At 42.7% G+C, this 15,952-nt stretch carries 17 protein-coding genes; 3 read left to right on the forward strand and 14 right to left on the reverse strand.

What is annotated here, in order from left to right; translation table 11 throughout:
• Positions 1–315 precede the first annotated feature (315 nt).
• From lptA to EI161_RS09560, 9 genes are all read right to left on the reverse strand, one after another.
• Entirely contained in the window at positions 316–798 is a 483-nt protein-coding gene (lptA, locus tag EI161_RS09520; RefSeq protein WP_192529478.1) for a lipopolysaccharide transport periplasmic protein LptA, read from the reverse strand.
• A gap of 391 nt (positions 799–1,189) precedes the next feature.
• Positions 1,190–1,774 (reverse strand): LPS export ABC transporter periplasmic protein LptC, encoded by a 585-nt coding sequence (gene lptC, locus EI161_RS09525; RefSeq protein ID WP_192523553.1) that lies wholly within the window; start codon positions 1,772–1,774, stop codon positions 1,190–1,192.
• Positions 1,771–2,337, reverse strand: a complete 567-nt coding sequence (locus tag EI161_RS09530) for a KdsC family phosphatase (RefSeq protein ID WP_192523576.1) — start codon at positions 2,335–2,337, stop codon at positions 1,771–1,773. The genes lptC and EI161_RS09530 overlap by 4 nt, the downstream gene beginning before the upstream one ends.
• Positions 2,338–2,410: 73 nt before the next feature.
• A complete protein-coding gene (locus EI161_RS09535; protein ID WP_192523554.1) occupies positions 2,411–3,403 on the reverse strand; it encodes a KpsF/GutQ family sugar-phosphate isomerase in 993 nt (330 codons plus the stop codon).
• A 281-nt stretch (positions 3,404–3,684) separates the two neighbouring features.
• On the reverse strand, positions 3,685–4,224 hold the full coding sequence (hfq, locus tag EI161_RS09540; RefSeq protein WP_192529467.1) for an RNA chaperone Hfq: 540 nt from the start codon (positions 4,222–4,224) through the stop codon (positions 3,685–3,687).
• Positions 4,225–4,616: 392 nt separating this feature from the next.
• Complete coding sequence (gene miaA, locus EI161_RS09545; protein WP_192529468.1) at positions 4,617–5,816, reverse strand: tRNA (adenosine(37)-N6)-dimethylallyltransferase MiaA; 1,200 nt, start codon at positions 5,814–5,816, stop codon at positions 4,617–4,619.
• A 115-nt stretch (positions 5,817–5,931) separates the two neighbouring features.
• Positions 5,932–7,683 (reverse strand): DNA mismatch repair endonuclease MutL, encoded by a 1,752-nt coding sequence (gene mutL / locus EI161_RS09550; RefSeq protein ID WP_192529469.1) that lies wholly within the window; start codon positions 7,681–7,683, stop codon positions 5,932–5,934.
• A 48-nt stretch (positions 7,684–7,731) separates the two neighbouring features.
• A complete protein-coding gene (tsaE, locus tag EI161_RS09555; RefSeq protein ID WP_192523558.1) occupies positions 7,732–8,268 on the reverse strand; it encodes a tRNA (adenosine(37)-N6)-threonylcarbamoyltransferase complex ATPase subunit type 1 TsaE in 537 nt (178 codons plus the stop codon).
• Positions 8,268–8,873: a 6-pyruvoyl trahydropterin synthase family protein gene (locus tag EI161_RS09560; RefSeq protein ID WP_192529470.1), complete on the reverse strand. Its 606-nt coding sequence runs from the start codon at positions 8,871–8,873 to the stop codon at positions 8,268–8,270. Before EI161_RS09560 ends, tsaE begins: the two co-directional genes overlap by 1 nt.
• 429 nt (positions 8,874–9,302) lie before the next feature.
• Here EI161_RS09560 and EI161_RS14960 point away from each other — a divergent pair, with 429 nt between their 5' ends.
• Positions 9,303–9,425 carry a hypothetical protein gene (locus EI161_RS14960; RefSeq protein ID WP_263972259.1) on the forward strand — a complete coding sequence of 41 codons (123 nt, stop codon included), beginning with the start codon at positions 9,303–9,305 and terminating at the stop codon, positions 9,423–9,425.
• Positions 9,426–9,510: 85 nt separating this feature from the next.
• Here EI161_RS14960 and EI161_RS09565 read toward each other — a convergent pair whose 3' ends face one another.
• The 3 genes from EI161_RS09565 to EI161_RS09575 form a co-directional block, all read right to left on the reverse strand.
• Complete coding sequence (locus EI161_RS09565) at positions 9,511–9,843, reverse strand: YnfA family protein (RefSeq protein WP_192529471.1); 333 nt, start codon at positions 9,841–9,843, stop codon at positions 9,511–9,513.
• A gap of 6 nt (positions 9,844–9,849) precedes the next feature.
• A complete protein-coding gene (locus EI161_RS09570; RefSeq protein WP_192529472.1) occupies positions 9,850–10,662 on the reverse strand; it encodes a PhzF family phenazine biosynthesis protein in 813 nt (270 codons plus the stop codon).
• Positions 10,663–10,851: 189 nt separating this feature from the next.
• Positions 10,852–11,313 carry a methyltransferase family protein gene (locus tag EI161_RS09575; protein ID WP_192529473.1) on the reverse strand — a complete coding sequence of 154 codons (462 nt, stop codon included), beginning with the start codon at positions 11,311–11,313 and terminating at the stop codon, positions 10,852–10,854.
• A gap of 123 nt (positions 11,314–11,436) precedes the next feature.
• On the opposite strand from EI161_RS09575, the gene EI161_RS09580 reads away from it, so the two are divergent.
• Positions 11,437–11,880, forward strand: coding sequence for a DMT family transporter (locus tag EI161_RS09580; RefSeq protein WP_192529474.1), 444 nt, complete (start codon positions 11,437–11,439; stop codon positions 11,878–11,880).
• Positions 11,881–11,923: 43 nt separating this feature from the next.
• Complete coding sequence (locus EI161_RS09585) at positions 11,924–12,385, forward strand: DMT family transporter (protein ID WP_192529475.1); 462 nt, start codon at positions 11,924–11,926, stop codon at positions 12,383–12,385.
• A gap of 504 nt (positions 12,386–12,889) precedes the next feature.
• Here EI161_RS09585 and betT read toward each other — a convergent pair.
• Both betT and EI161_RS09595 read right to left on the reverse strand, forming a co-directional pair.
• A complete protein-coding gene (gene betT / locus EI161_RS09590) occupies positions 12,890–15,145 on the reverse strand; it encodes a choline BCCT transporter BetT (protein ID WP_192529476.1) in 2,256 nt (751 codons plus the stop codon).
• A gap of 309 nt (positions 15,146–15,454) precedes the next feature.
• The gene (locus tag EI161_RS09595; RefSeq protein ID WP_192529477.1) at positions 15,455–15,823 is read right to left on the reverse strand and encodes a hypothetical protein; all 369 of its coding nucleotides are present in this window, start codon (positions 15,821–15,823) and stop codon (positions 15,455–15,457) included.
• Positions 15,824–15,952: the final 129 nt, after the last annotated feature.

Consider the following 15,952-nt stretch of genomic DNA (forward strand, 5'->3'; position numbering starts at 1 on the left):
GAAGGAACAGGACTATTTTTTGCCACTTCATAGCCAAAACTATCGCGCTTAGAATAACTAAACTTACTATTTTTGGCGTCGAATTGCCTAAAAAATAGTCTCTGTCAGTTCCTTAGCTGAATTCTATACAGCCCCTAGTAAACACACGCTACTGTTATAAACTTTTCTTGCTTGCTGTTCGCAAGCGTGACGGAGGCTGCGAAAAATTTAAAACAGTAACACTTGTATCTGTTTTAAAGTGAATCAACTTACTTTAAAAGGGCATAATTCGAGCACTGATACAGATGTATTCATCTATCGATAGCGACAGTTAGGTTAGCGTATGCTGCTTTGGCTGTTGCTATTGTTGGGCGGGAACACCAGCTCCACTCGCTGATTACCACCAGCAGTCGCTTCGACATCGCCAGCTTTTAGGCTATAACGAATGACATTGCCCGCAAAACTAGCGCCATTTTGAACCAGCTTGGCATTACCAGTCAGGGTAATGATACCTGTGACTGCATTATAATCGATTTTATTGGCTTGACCTTTTGCCAGACCTTTTTCTTGGGTGACAACCTGCTGCATGGTTGCTGGACGCCCAGTCGCGACTGCGGAATTAATACTACGACCTTGAGATAAATTGACAGTAATATTGTCGGCGGTCATCTTAAACGTACCTTGGGTAATAACCACACTGCCCGCGTAACTTGTAACACCTGTACGCTCACTATAGGTAGCCTTATCCGCCAGCAGCTTAATTTGCTGATTGGCATCTGATGGTAATGCATGACTATAAAGCGGCAATGCTAACAACATGACCACTGGTAGCGCACGCAATTTTTGTAGACTAGGCGTTGTTAGGTTTAGAGCTGTCGACAATGAGCGTAAAGTAGGCAAAAATTTAGATGTCATAAAAATTACTCGTTTTATAATGGGTAGTAGAATTTGCAAACTTTATACTAGGGCATGTCATCAATTAGCACATTTAATCATTTAGTGGTCTTAAAATAGCTAAATTTTGCCAAACATCGTCAAATAACTGGTTAATATATCGATATTATCTGCGCTATTTTCCTTGTTTGACTGCAATTTTGCTCATTTTAAGCCTCACAATCTAAATGATGACACGCCCTAGCTGCTTTTGTCATATGTTTTTAGTATCATGGATTTTTAATAGTGAGTACATACTTAATGAAAGGAACTGTTGTTAGAACAGTGCTTTATCTTGTCGCTCAGCCGGGGTGAAGGCAACCGCGACTTGGCCAAACTCATACTCACCTGTCTCAAGATTGGCGGTCATGCTAGAGGCTTCAAAGCGGTTCATCCCTTGTTCAATCTTAACAGGCTCCTCACTATATACTTGTCCTGATTTGGTATTGCCTTTCAGAGTATTACCAATCACTTTTATCGGCGCGATATCAGGCGCATCTTTATTGCCTTCACTAGTCAATGTAAAGCCACCAGAGAGACTCAGATCGCCTGTCTGCTGACTAATAGCCGCACTACCTGCTTCAATACGATAGCGCTGCTCTGTAGAGGGTTCCCAATCCATAGTAATACCAGACATCTCATCCAGATTGGTCTCTGGATTGTGGGTCAACGATTCGGCGGTAAGCTCATACTCAGTTTCGCCTTTGTCGTTAGTCTGTACAGCCTTAATATCGGTCGCTTCATAATCAACATCTGTTGCTTCGATACTAACTGGTGGCGTTATCTCTCCTTGCTGTTTAAAAAACCAGCCTGCAATACCAGCGAGAATCAACGCCAAAACAATTAAAATACGTGTATTCACGACGATTTATCCTGATTTTGGGTCTCATCAAGCGTATAGTGGGCGATAAAGTCTTGATAATGTCCATGACCTTTTAAAATAAGATCGCATATTTCACGTACAGCGCCAGTACCTCCTGCGCGAGTAGTAATCATATCACTGCGATTGATAACCTCTACATGAGCATTCGGCACTGTTGCGGCAAATCCCACCGTTTGCATCGCTTTAATATCTGGCAAATCATCACCCATATAAGCACAGTCAGCAGCAGTAATACCGAGCGCTGGATCGAGGGTTGATAGCAATTCTTCCAAGGCAATAAGTTTGTCATCGCGACCTTGCACCACGTAATCAACGCCCATCTCAGAGGCACGCTTATCAACCATGGCACTGCTACGACCAGTAATAATAGCGGTCAAAACACCATAACGTGCCAACGACTTAACGCCAACGCCATCATGGACAGAAAATGCCTTGGTCTCGACACCATTGGCATCATAGATAATTTGACCATTCGATAAGATACCATCGACATCCATCACTAATAGCTTTACTTGTCCGGCTTTTTTTATTAAGTCTTGCATCATTTACCTCTTATTATATTAAGGCGTATTAAATGTTATATTTATGAGCAATGCATTTTATCGCTGATTGGGCTTACTTTACACCTGCTTGCAGCAAATCATGTACCGTAATAATCGCTTCCAAACGATTGTTTTCATCGATGATTAATAACTGACTGATACCATTTTCATTCATCACACTAAGAGCATCCGATGCGCGCATGGTTTTACTGATATGGCGTGGGTTGCTAACCATCAACTCATGCATGGGCGTTTGTAAATCGATACCTTTTTCTAACCCACGGCGCAGGTCACCATCTGTAAATACACCGACCACTCTTTGTTGGTCATCAATGACGACCGTCATACCCAAACGCCCAGCAGACATCGTAAATAAAGCCTCTTGCAAAGGTGCCTGATGATAGATAAGCGGTAAATTTTCTGAGCTGGTATGCATCAAGTCCTCCACTCGGGTCAACAGCTGACGACCTAGCGCCCCAGCAGGGTGCGACAATGCAAAATCTTCAGAAGTAAAATTACGCGCATGTACCAAAGCCACTGCTAGAGCATCTCCGAGCGCTAAGGTCGCCGTCGTGCTGGAAGTAGGAGCGAGATTAAGTGGGCACGCCTCCTGAGACTTGCCAAGCGTCAATATAATATCAGCTGCACGTGGTAGCATACCGCGCTTATCACGACTGATACTAATCAGCGGAATATTTAAGCGCTTAACCACTGGTAGTAGCATCTTTATCTCATCTGACTCGCCAGAGTTAGAAATAGCGAGCAACACATCACCTTTTACTAACATGCCTAAGTCACCATGCCCTGCTTCGCCAGGGTGCATGAAAAAGGCGGGCGTGCCAGTAGAAGCAAATGTCGCCGCTATTTTACGACCAATTAAGCCTGACTTACCCATACCCGTGACCACAACTCGACCTTCACAAGCCAAAATAATATCGCACGCTTGCGCAAATCTATCATCTATTTGTTCAGTCAGTAATGCCAGCGCAGATATCTCAGTGTTGATCGCGTCGATGGCAGTGCCGATAAATTGCTCGTGGGTTATGTCAATTTGGGTATTACTCATGAATGTGCTCTATTTTTATAATGAATCAATAAGGTATTTTACTATATTATGACCGATATTAATAATAGCTAACCTTAATAATAACTGGCAAAACCTATAAAGATGCCCTTGTTAGTAATATCAATCATAACTTAGCCTTACAGTATTTAGAAGGATCGTCATTATTGATATCTAATTATGATTCGCCTTATACAAAAAAAACCCACTATAAAAGCAGGTCTTAATCGGATAAATCATGTCTCAATTAGTTACCTTCAATGAGGCACTCTACTATCAACTATTTAGCCATTATTGTCGTTAGAGTCATCATCTGGTTTGCCTTCAAAGCCTGAGCCATCTGCTGGTGATTCAAAGCCGCGATCTTGACCAAAGCCACCGCGCTCAAAGCCGCGCTCTTGACCCTGACCAAAGCTACCACGCTCAAAACCGCGCTCTTGACTCTGACCAAAACCACCGCGATTAAAACCACTACGATTCGCAAAGCCACGCTCTTCAAACCCACCAGCACTAGCAGGGTTGCCGCCGCGCTCAAAGCCACCACTCATTCCACCAGTCTGATAACCCGCTGGTGTTGCACCTTGAGGCTGAGCACTCGTACCTGTCGTAGTATTACTCCGTGGGTTGCGAGCCGGAACTACTGTTGAGATGGCATGTTTGTACACCATTTGACTGACTGTATTTTTAAGCAATACTACATACTGGTCAAATGACTCGATCTGACCTTGTAACTTTATACCATTAACCAAAAAGATAGAAACAGGAATGCGATCTTTGCGCAGCGAGTTCAAGAACGGATCTTGTAAAGTTTGTCCTTTTGACATGAAATCTCTCCTAAATATTATATAGTTATGTTTTGAGTGCCAATTATTCTAAGTGTTGCATTAATTATAATGGCTAAAGGCAGATACAATAATAATTTTTATTTATAAAACGTATCTAAATAAATACTAAATTTTCTTAAGTAATTCTACTTTATCGCGAATACATTGTTATTGTGAAAAATTAAGTAACTGGTTGTTTCAGTAGTTATTTTTATAAATAAAAACCAATCGACAACTTCAATTAATAGCTATGAAAATGCAATTGTATCGGTACCAAACTCAACATTCGAGTAGATATAAATTATAACATTTATTACCATAATACTTTGAAACTTATTGTCATTACTTTTTCATATCTTTATAAAGTTTAACACACCTGTCATACAACGGTTTTAATATAGATATTCTCTTACCTGCGCCATCGTTGTAAAGGCTTTTATCGTTACATTATTATCTACAGAAGCATTCGTAGCACTGCCCAAATCAGACGCCAGTGCCACCCCTGATGACGTATTAGGCAGTTGTATGACCTTGCGCAACCACGTGTACTGACGCTTGGCCAACTGTCTTGTCGCATATAATGCCTTATTTTGCATTTGCTGACAAGCAAGCGCCTCCGTCTGACTATCGACCTTTGATAAATGTGCCTGAGTCATCTCATTTTGAGCGGTTATACCTTGTTTTACTTTCTCAGTGTTTGATACCTTAGTTTCAGCAAAAGCCTCATAAAACTGCGCTTTGTCCAAATGCGGTTGTTCAAATACAGGGTGATTAATATGGACTAGATACTCCAATACTTGCCGATAGCCAACACAGCGCATCGAAGGCAGACTGGGTGTCAAAGGATAACGCTCAAGCAAACCGATGACTTCATAAACCAAACCCTCTGCCCACATGATATCTAGACGCTGCTCGATACGCTCATGTAGCCATGGACGATCTGGCATCACCGACAATGCATGCCATTGCTGGTTTGGATTATGGGCCAGTGCTTGTTTGGGCTTTTGTTGCCAGTCACTGAGTGGAATATCTGTTTGTAGATATACTTCTATAGCTCGGGTAATACGCTGGGTATCAGAGGCCTTAAGGCGCTGATGGCTAATCGGATCTATCTTACCAAGGTACTCATATAGCGCGCTAATACCCTCATCTTGGCGCCACTGCTCGACACGCGCACGGACAGCATCATCGCTATCAGGAATCGGGGACAGTCCGTCAAGCAATGCCATGTAATACATCATGGTGCCGCCGACCAGCAATGGTATTTTGCTATTTTTATGGCAATCATCGATCAGGCGTGCCACATCACTGACAAACTCAGCGACACTATAGCTTTGCATCGGATCAATGATATCGACTAAATGATGGGGATAGCGTGCCAGCTCAGTAGCCGTTGGTTTCGCTGTGCCGATGTTCATCTCACGATATACCAAAGCTGAATCTACTGAAATCAGCTCATAGCGCCCGCTATCATAAAGCTCATAGGCCAGTGCAGTTTTGCCACTTGCCGTTGGTGCCATCAAACACACCACACTATTATCCGCCAAATTGGCACCCAAGCGGTGAGACAAGCTATCAGACGAAAGACGCATACGATTGCCTTAAAAAGTTACAGAATTAATATTTACGGTATGAATCGTTGGAATAGAAATTGGCTATATAGAAACTGATGGATTATTTGTATGGGATCAGACTTTTTATATTCTGTTACTCAGGTGCAGACGATAGTAGCAATGCTACTAATTGACTGCTATCTATGGTTTTAAGGGCGTGTTTACTGAGTAATTCTTTGAGGTCTACGGTAAACGCTCGAAAATCTTGCACAGACATTTGCGCGCCTAAAGTAGCAAGGCGTTGGTTGATATCAGCAGTATTACTGAATAAACCTTTCTTTTCAAATATACTTTCCCTAAATGTATCGGCCTCAAATAGCAAACTTACTTTGGATTGCCAATCCTCTGCGCCAATAAGTAAATACTGCTTTTGACTATAAAACAACAGCCAAGGCAGCGTTTTATCGTCAATATCTTTTATCAAAGAAGGCGTAATTGCTACATCATTTAAGTCAGTAATAATATCTAAGCAATGCGGTAAAGCATCATATCTTATCGATATTTGATCAGAACTATTTACGGTATTTCTGATCGCTGCATCTGTGGCACTTGCGGCTAATTGATAAGACTGCTTAAGAGCTTTTACCTGCCTGTTTTCTTGTTTATTTTGATAAGGTATTACAGTGTTTTTATAATTTTTCTCAATCAACCTATTATCTGCAGCATCTAAGACTTCGTTGCTTGTTAAGGTATTTTCTTCTATTATTTGATTACTTTGCTTATCATTGATAGCAGCCTGCTCTATCGCAGCGATATTTTTAAGCTTTGATTGAATCGCATGATTTAAATGCGCCATGATATTGTTAAGTGAGGTGATTTTAATGCGCTGTTTGGACGGATGCACATTGATATTCAGCCATTCAGTAGGCAGCTCAAAATAAAGCGCATAGCCAATGCCTGCTAACTGTGCAGCTTGTGCAAGTTGGCGTAGCTGGTTGCTAATCAAGGCCTCTTTCACCAACCTACCATTTACGTAGATTAATTTTGGTACGGTAGGCTGTGAACCAGTTATAGGCCATAACCAGCCATCAACACCTGCTTGCTTGTTAACGCTATGATTAGTGTACTTGCTAGACTGGTGCATTAAACTACTGAGATCAATGGCTATTTTTAGCGCGTTATCTTTTAGCGGTATACCAGTTGCTTGCTCAAGGCGCGATAATGGCAGACGATTGGCCGTATCATTGCCATTCCCGCTCGCACTTGAAGATACTGATCTTGATGATAATGACAGACGTTTCTTATTATCATGAAAAAGCGTCAGCGCCACATCAGCGCGCGCTAAAGCCACTTCACGTACTATCGTCTCAATATGACCAAATTCAGTTGCTATAGATTTCAAATTACCGCGCCGCGCTGGCACATTAAAATATAAGTCTTTAACCGTAATTGTCGTACCGCGTTGATGCACGACAGGTATGAGCTTTGGCACGTCATCCAACACACCAGCGACCTGCAGCTGACGACCAACACCACTATTATCATGACTGCTGGTCAAGGTTAAACGTGACACCGCAGCCGTCGCTGCCAATGCTTCTCCGCGAAAACCCAACGTCGTAATGCCATGTAAGTTCGCCACATCAGCGACTTTACTAGTGGCATGTCGGGTAATTGCCATCACCATATCATCGGCATGAATACCCACGCCATTGTCTATCACTTCAATCATGCCCATACCACCTTGGGTAATATGTATCTCAATATTGGTGGCATTGGCATCAATAGCATTCTCTAGCAGCTCTTTAACCACAGCGGCTGGACGCGTGACTACCTCACCGGCTGCTAATTGGTTGATTAGCAGTGGCGATAGTTTTTTGATACGAGTATTGGAATCATTGTCAGGCATTAATAGATATCATATTTTAAGCAATAAGAGGTTTGACTGTGGTTAAAGCTAAATTTTTATCGCTGACAGATCTAATCCTTGCGCCTGTCCTGCTTTCGATAGCCTTAGCTCAACTTGGCGGCGCTCTTTTTCATTACTATTTGCGCTGTCACTTTGAGTCATATCAATAAACAATGTCGGCGGCGGTAAATAGCTGTCCGCACGACTCGCCCATTCGATAATAACCAGCGCATTTGGCTCATCTAGATATTCATCAAAACCGATAAAGGATAACTCTTCTGGATCTTGCAAACGATATAAATCAGCATGATAGACTGGCTTGGTTGTGCCGTCATCTTGCTTGATATTATAAGGCTCTACCAAGGTATAAGTTGGGCTTTTTACTGCCCCTTTATGACCCAGCGCTTGTAACCAGTAACGAGTCAAAGTCGTTTTACCTGCTCCTAGATCTCCTGCCAACCACACACTACCTGTCAGCGGTAAAGCCGCCAATTGCGCAGCCAATACTTGCGTATCTTTTTCAGAATAAAGGGTGATAACGATTGAGCTTTTATCATCAGCAGAATTTTCATTAGCTTTCGACATCAGGCTGTACCTGCCTGCACTTGCATAGTGACAGTTGGATTAACAAAGCTCTCACCGCGAATTAGTTTTGCATATAGCTCAGGATCATGCCATTCCGCACTGACTTGTTCGCTAAATTCAAACTCTTCTAAAACCAATTTACCCATTTGCTCATTGGCCACATCATCAGCAAAGCATTGAGCATAACCAGTGGCAGTTTCGTGTGCAATCACCGAGTAGACACTGACATCAGATTCGCCATTTTGCATTTGGGTTTGTTTTAAAATTTCTTGCGCCCAAAAGAAAATGACTCTCGAGAACTGCTCTGCTGAGGGTGAGACTGGTAAACTTATCCAGCGTGCACTGAATTTTTTACAAGCAGCGATATACTCAGGATCGTCTTTACTCCAAAAACAAATCGCATGATCGAAGCTGTCGATAATATCTTTAATCGAAGATTTTAATAAACCAAAGTCATAGACCATCTGCCCATGATCTAAGCGTTTGGCTTCAAGGATCAATTCGATCTGATAGCTGTGACCATGGATAGAATGCTTGCAGCGCTCAGAGCTACAATTACGCACAATATGCGCATTTTCAAATTTAAAAAGTTTACGGATACGCATAATAATCAACCAAAACAGTAAGCATTACTGTACTAAATATTAATATAATAAAAGTTTGCCGCGGCTACTTATCGGCTTGTCGCTCATTATAGCAAATCGCCATGTATCCGTAAGTAAGCACTTATTAATACCGTGATTGATTAAGCGAATCAATCAGACCGATTTGCAAAAGATAATTTGAAAAGAGCTTTTAATAGCAGTCTAAGCCAAAATACGCTTAGCTAACAGTGAGATTACTTAAAAATGGAAGCACTTAAAAACAATATTGATACTAAACGTAGGTGAATTGTGCGGGCGCTATCTATTACTAGGTCTTGAGCCTATACTCGTTGCAGTACGCACCATTTGCGACATCAGCTCTATCCTAACCTTTAAGTCTATTTATTTTGGCTCTAAAGGCATTACGGCTTATCTCAAGAGGAAAAAACCATGAGCAAAAGTCAAGACAGTAAAAAGAACGTAAAAAAGAAACCGCTATTAACGGCAAAAGAGAAAAAAGCAGCTAAACAAGCCAAGAAAGATGACAATGGCAGTATCTTAGGCAAACATTAATATTAAGTGCGTCAGTATTCTGATTGACGCTACGCTAATTGAAAAATGCCAATCGAACCTCATGGTTTGATTGGCATTTTTTATGCTAGGCACTGCGCGGTGCAAACATGATAATCGCCATACCTAGCAGCGCAACGACAGAACCCAATATATCCCAAGTGGTTGGGCGTATACCATTTACCGTCCATAGCCATAAAATAGCCATGGTGATATAGACACCGCCATAAGCTGCGTAGACTCGACCGGCAGCGGTTGGATGTAAGGATAATAACCAGACAAAAGCGACCAAACTTAACGCCCCAGGGATAAGTAGCAAAATAGACTTACCTTCTCGTAACCACAGATACGGCAAATAACAGCCTGCAATTTCAGCCAACGCTGTGACCGCAAACAGCCCCACTGTTTTTAATTCAGTCAAAACCCACTACTCCTCGATCGTGATAAATCCCGTCAAATACTGCACGGCGTTACCAGAAATAAGCACTCTATCTGATTTAACCACACAATCCAACACCCCGCCGCGTTTTGAGGCTTGATACGCGCGCAAGTTATTTTTACCCAACTTTTCAGCCCATAGTGGCGCAAGTCCAGTATGAATAGAGCCTGTTACTGGATCTTCATCACCACCATTGGCAGGCCAAAAGTAACGAGAAAGAAAGTCGTAGTTTTTATAGTCGACAGATTTCGCCTGACAAGTAACCACCACATCTAAAGGAGCAAGATTTTTAAGCTGTTCGTTATCACGCTCAACCGTTAATACATCAGACTCCGAATCATAAACCACAAAGTACGCTTGAGCATTACGGTAAACCTCAACAGGCGCAATGGAAAGACCTGCTAATAAACTATCAGGAATATCGTCCACTTTTTCAGGCATCCTATTTGGGAAGTCCATTTGTATTTTGCCTGTATCTGTTTGGACGATAGTCAAAATACCCACCGCTTTAGCTGAAAATCTAATACAGTTTACAGTCGGATTTTTCTTAAATAGCACAAACGCCGATGCCAAGGTTGCGTGACCACAAAAATCAATCTCTGTCAGCGGTGAAAACCAGCGTATGTGATATATCCCTTTATCATCAGCTACGATAAAGGCTGTTTCAGATAAGTTATTCTCAAAAGCAATAGACTGCATTAACGTTGCATCAAGCCAGCTATCGGTGATAATAACGGCTGCAGAATTGCCTTTAAAAACCGTATCAGTAAAAGCATCGACGACATTGATTTCTAGTTGCATAACTTTCTCTTTTTTTTATTGATGTAGTTGATTCACTTTAAAACTGATACGAGTGCTACTGGAGTAAATTTTTCGCAGCCTCTGTCACGCCTGCGAACAGCAAGCAAGAAAAAAATTATAACAGTAGCACGTGGCTACCAACCTATCGCTTTTATTTAGAACTGCCTATAGATAGTGTGTTGTGCAGTTTTATAACCAACGTCTGACTTTTGCGCAATAGTTTTGATACGCTTGACCAAATTTCTGCGTCATCATCCGTTCTTCTGGTTGAATCTGAAAGCGTGCGATATACATCATAAGTATGGGTATCAAAATAAATGCCAAAAAATGAGATAAATATAGCGCCCAACCTAACAAAACAAGCGTCAACCCTAAATACATAGGGTTACGACTATATTGGTAAATACCACTAGTCACCAAGCTAGTTGCCTTGTCAATTTCTTTTGGGTTGGGTGTGGTCTGAGCTTTTCTAAATTGAGTCACACCCATAATCCCACTACTTAATCCTATGACTCCCAAACCAACGGCTAATCCAGTTGAGCCAGTGAGCGTGAACTTCAAAGCAGGCACAATTTTAGAGACACCAAACATCGCAGCAGCGGTAATAGCGAATTGTGCTGGTGGTGGTATTTTTAGCTCTAGAGAATTCATAAGGTCACCGTATGGGTATATAGATACATCGTTTTGGCGTCATTCATTGTATCCGTTAACCTATAGCCATACAATATGGGCTTTTATTTCATATAAGTCAGAAAAAATATTAAAAGGCAGGCTATGAAGCAAATTTTGATGTTGTTATTCGTAGTATCAGGCGGGATGGCATTGGCTGTGGAAGCAGCTTTTTTAGGTCCTTTAGGGGAAACTATCGGTCGGCTATCAGCGTCTTTATCTATATTTTTAATCGGCGTGCTGGTTTTTAGTCTGGCGATGGTCATACTGATGATAATGGGACGACGCAATTATTTATCCTCGCTACCCAAACAACCAAAATGGTTACTAACCGGTGGTCTTGTCGGCTTTATTTATACCATTATCCTTACTATCACTACGCCTTTGGTCGGTGTTGGAACGACGATGGTCGGCATTTTATGCGGTCAAATCAGCGCCAGCTTAGTGATTGATCATTTCGGATTACTAGGAAGCGCGCGCCGCGCCATTGACCGTTACCGTCTTGGGGCATTGGGATTAATTTTAGTGGCACTTTGGCTGATTTATTAATAACGAGGACGGTTCAAAAGATGATGACTTTGAGGAAAATACCATGCTACTAACTCTTGCCTTCCCTTTGTTATTGCTGGGCGGTATGGCAATTGCTGCTCAGTCCTCTATCAATGGGTCGCTCAGCGTCCGTACTGATGTGGTAACGACAGCATGGCTTGCCAACGTGGTCGCGGCGATTATTTTATGGTTTCTAGTAATCTTCTTTGAACAACCACAGGCAGAAACGATGCTTAGTGTACCGCCATGGCAATTATCAGGCGCGTTATTCGGTACGTTTTCGATGGTGGCTATCGTAATTGGCGTGCCGCGAATTGGGACGGCGGCAACCATTGTGGCCGTCATCGCTGGGCAAATCATTATGGGACTTTTGGTTGACCACTTTGGTTGGTTTGGTAATTCGCAGATAGTATTAGATTATAAACGCACAGCAGCGATTGCCCTACTTGCTGGCGCGCTTTATTTGATTTATTTGAGTAATGTGCGTGGGCGGATTATGAGTTAGTGAGAGAAATCAATAAAAACGACATAGAATTAATGCCTATGATATCAACTGCCGCTGACATCATAGGGCTTTTTATAGATTGAAATAAATCATAGCAACTGTAAGTATAAGTCCACTAATGGCAGTAATCACTGATGCTACATTTACTTTTATTTCTATATTGGTTGAAATTTTCATGGCTTTTGCTTCCATCAAAACGATTCAACCGGTTGAATCATTAAAGATTCGCATTTATATACCGCGCCGCCACGCGGTTGGGCTTACTTTTACTAGTATAAGCTTACCCATGCGGACAGCTTCTGCTGGCACAACCAGCCTAAATTTCGAGCTACTGCTCTAGATAAAGGACTGCCCTTTAGCCGCTTACCAAGCGACATTCGGAGTTGGTGACTCCGAAACCTTCAAAAATAATTACTAGACAATATACATGTTATTGAGTCAAAACAATACTGCCTAAAGCCTTGTTTTAGAAATTCTTAAATAAAAACTTAAAAACGTTAGTTATTATTTTGCTATTGGCGTCGCTGCAATCAACCCTTCATCGACCTCCATAGGAGCCGTCAAAAAAGTCAAATACGCTTGATATTGCTCAAGCACATCATCAATCACTTGCTGCTTAGTCAGCCCCATCAAATCATAACCACCCGTACCCGTTTGGGTAGTGACTTCTAGTCGATAGTAGACGTCAGTATCAGCGGCCATCTTACCGCTAAAGGTAGGCGACGGCGTTTCGACCATAGACACCTGATAATAAAAATCATCCATAGCAGCTGTCGAAACTCGTAGCAACGGCCCCGATGCAGCGATGATGTTAGTATTGCCAACAAAGTTAGTCGCATCAGCCGCATTGCTTTCATGGTCGGCATTGAGTCGCTCGACATCATAGCCTTGGCGATGGAACTCATTGGCCACATCATCGAGTGCTGGTCGTACGATTCGCTCAAGGAATTTGATAGACTCGCGCTTAGAGGGATAGGTCAGCATTTGTCCTAAACGCTGCGTCCATGAGCGTTCGGGTATATGCCCGCCACTGGGCGCGATAGACGGACGACGTAACACCGTACCTTCGCGTTCGGCCTGCTCTATTTTTAAGGCTTTATAAAAAGAGAACATCACCAGATAAACGATCACCGTCACCGGCAGTGCAAAAATAAGCGTCGCATACTCCATGGTGATGACTCCGCCCGCTATCAGCATGGATATGGTCAACACCGCCGTCAGTACTGCCCAAAATATACGCAGCCATTTGGGACCATCTTCGCTTGGGTCTGGAATAGAGGCAGAGAAATTTGACATGACCATTGCCCCTGAGTTGGCGCTGGTAATATAAAATAGCAATCCCGAAAACGTCGCTAATATGACTAAGATAGACGCGCCAGGGAACATCTCAAGCAAAGCATACCAACCTTGCTCTGGGCTTTGAATTGCAAGCTCAGCAAAGGCGGTATTACCTTGCAATACTTGATAGAGTGCTAAGTTGCCAAAGAAAGAAACGATAATAAAGTCACATAATACCGGTACAGTAATCGCCGCGATAACGAACTCGCGTAGTGTACGGCCACGCGAAATACGCGCCAAAAACACCCCGACAAAGGGCCCCCACGCCAGCCAAAATGCCCAGAAGAATAATGTCCAGCCGCCCATCCATTCGCTACTACCAGGCACATACGCAAAGGTTTTAAAAATACGCGCAGGTAAAGTAACGAAGAATTGACCTAAGTTTTCCACCAGTGCATTTAATAAAAATGCGGTCTCGCCTGCGATGAGAATAAACGCCATCATCGCCACCGCACTCCAAAGGTTCAACTCAGATATCCAGCGAATACCACGGTCAACGCCTGAGCTAGTGGCCGCAATCGTTAAGATGACTGCACCGATTACCAGCGCTATCTGTAGCGTGAGCCCTTCCTCTAACCCAAAAATCTTAGAAAAACCCACGTTTAGCAATACCACGCCGATACCCATGGTGGTCGCGACACCAAATACCGTCCCTACTAACGCTAAGATACTAATGCCATGACCGATAGGCCCATTGACGCGCTTACCAAATAAAGGATACAGCGCTGCCCGAATAGACAACGGCATGTCCCAGCGGTAAGCAAAATACCCCATCGCCATACCAAGTAAAGAGTATACGGCCCAGCCAGCGATGCCGTAATGAAACATCGTCCAAACCACCGCGTTTTGCATTGCCTCAGCGGTTGCGCCATCCCCTGATGGTGGGGTCAAATACTGCACCACAGGACCAGTCACTGAGAAGAATAACAAGTCAATGCCGACGCCAGCAGCAAACAGCATCGCCGCCCAAGTGCCAAGCTTATATTGCGGGCGCGACTCATCAGGCCCAAGGCGAATACTGCCCGCTTTAGACAGTGCTACCCAAAGCACAAAGCCAATCACCATCACCATAGTAATGACGTAGTACCAGCCAAGGTTGGTTGCAATCCAATCAACCACCGCTTTCATTGTCGTACTTGCGCCATCGGGCATAATAATTGCCCAGATTGAAAATGCGGCAATCACAATCGATGAGATAATCAGCACGCTCCAATTGACATGGGTGACGGCATTTTCTGATAGCTCTTGTGCGCCTTTTTTTAAATCACTGCGCGATATAGGCGCATCGTCTTCAAGATAAGTTTTAGACTGGCGCTCTGAGCCGCCAAACTGACTGCGCTCAAATGGCGTTTGGGTACGTTCGATTTGCTCGTTTGGCTGAGAGTTTTTGGCTAACTTATCATCTGATGGATCTATGGTCATAGGCGCATTCCTTGCATGCAACTGACACCCAGTAAGCAAATATGCTTCTAGATGCTGTTATAGTTTTGAAAAGTAGATTATGTCTACCCTAAGCCAATTGATAGTAGTGATACAGTATCAATTACTTAATAGTTTAGTAGCGTCAGTGAATGCTCTGTACATAAATGGGTGAGATAATTTTTAATACTTGAAATTTGCGCTGAATTTTAACTTTTGGCAGCTTTTATGAATAAGTTCAGAGCTAAAACTAAGGGCTGATGACTGAATCGTTAACTCCGATAGCTTGGATTAAAAAAGTAAATCTAAAAATTACGGCTCACACTTTACCTTTTTAAACTCAAATGTCAGGGGCGCAGTTTCTTTTGCCACCAATATATCGCTCGCAGATAAAAATAAAACCCCATCAATATTGTCGAAGTCTTCACCTGTACACGTATAGTGACTATAAAAATTAATATTGATAGCAAAAACTTGAATCATCACGTCGCTATACTTTGAGATGTTGCCCGCAGCAACGAGATTCATACTCACGACAATCACAAAAGCGCTGCCTGAGAACATTTTCTTACCCAAAGGCTGACGGTTATTTATCGCCGTTTTATTTATCGCGGTTTTATTGGCGTACCTGATATAAAAGTATAAGCCGATAGCTATAAGATAGCTGCCGAGTAATGCCATAATGGCATATTTAAAAAATATAATGCCTGTCAACACACTAGGGGCTGTATAGAATTCAAATCAGCGGCAGCCAGATAAAGACACAAGCGAGAATTACGGCAGCCTCATAGCTGGCTTTAAGCTTATCAT

The sequence above is a fragment of the Psychrobacter sp. FME5 genome, assembly GCF_014861375.1.
GTDB lineage: Bacteria > Pseudomonadota > Gammaproteobacteria > Pseudomonadales > Moraxellaceae > Psychrobacter.

Bases quoted from the DNA above. Each gene is read 5' to 3' on its own strand.
- lptA (WP_192529478.1), bottom strand. From the start codon at position 798: ATGTTGTTAGCATTGCCGCTTTATAGTCATGCATTACCATCAGATGCC.
- EI161_RS09530 (WP_192523576.1), bottom strand. From the start codon at position 2,337: ATGCAAGACTTAATAAAAAAAGCCGGACAAGTAAAGCTATTAGTGATG.
- EI161_RS09535 (WP_192523554.1), bottom strand. From the start codon at position 3,403: ATGAGTAATACCCAAATTGACATAACCCACGAGCAATTTATCGGCACT.
- hfq (WP_192529467.1), bottom strand. From the start codon at position 4,224: ATGTCAAAAGGACAAACTTTACAAGATCCGTTCTTGAACTCGCTGCGC.
- miaA (WP_192529468.1), bottom strand. From the start codon at position 5,816: ATGCGTCTTTCGTCTGATAGCTTGTCTCACCGCTTGGGTGCCAATTTG.
- mutL (WP_192529469.1), bottom strand. From the start codon at position 7,683: ATGCCTGACAATGATTCCAATACTCGTATCAAAAAACTATCGCCACTG.
- tsaE (WP_192523558.1), bottom strand. From the start codon at position 8,268: ATGTCGAAAGCTAATGAAAATTCTGCTGATGATAAAAGCTCAATCGTT.
- EI161_RS09560 (WP_192529470.1), bottom strand. From the start codon at position 8,873: ATGCGTATCCGTAAACTTTTTAAATTTGAAAATGCGCATATTGTGCGT.
- EI161_RS14960 (WP_263972259.1), top strand. From the start codon at position 9,303: ATGAGCAAAAGTCAAGACAGTAAAAAGAACGTAAAAAAGAAACCGCTA.
- EI161_RS09570 (WP_192529472.1), bottom strand. From the start codon at position 10,662: ATGCAACTAGAAATCAATGTCGTCGATGCTTTTACTGATACGGTTTTT.
- EI161_RS09575 (WP_192529473.1), bottom strand. From the start codon at position 11,313: ATGAATTCTCTAGAGCTAAAAATACCACCACCAGCACAATTCGCTATT.
- EI161_RS09580 (WP_192529474.1), top strand. From the start codon at position 11,437: ATGAAGCAAATTTTGATGTTGTTATTCGTAGTATCAGGCGGGATGGCA.
- EI161_RS09585 (WP_192529475.1), top strand. From the start codon at position 11,924: ATGCTACTAACTCTTGCCTTCCCTTTGTTATTGCTGGGCGGTATGGCA.
- betT (WP_192529476.1), bottom strand. From the start codon at position 15,145: ATGACCATAGATCCATCAGATGATAAGTTAGCCAAAAACTCTCAGCCA.
- EI161_RS09595 (WP_192529477.1), bottom strand. From the start codon at position 15,823: ATGGCATTACTCGGCAGCTATCTTATAGCTATCGGCTTATACTTTTAT.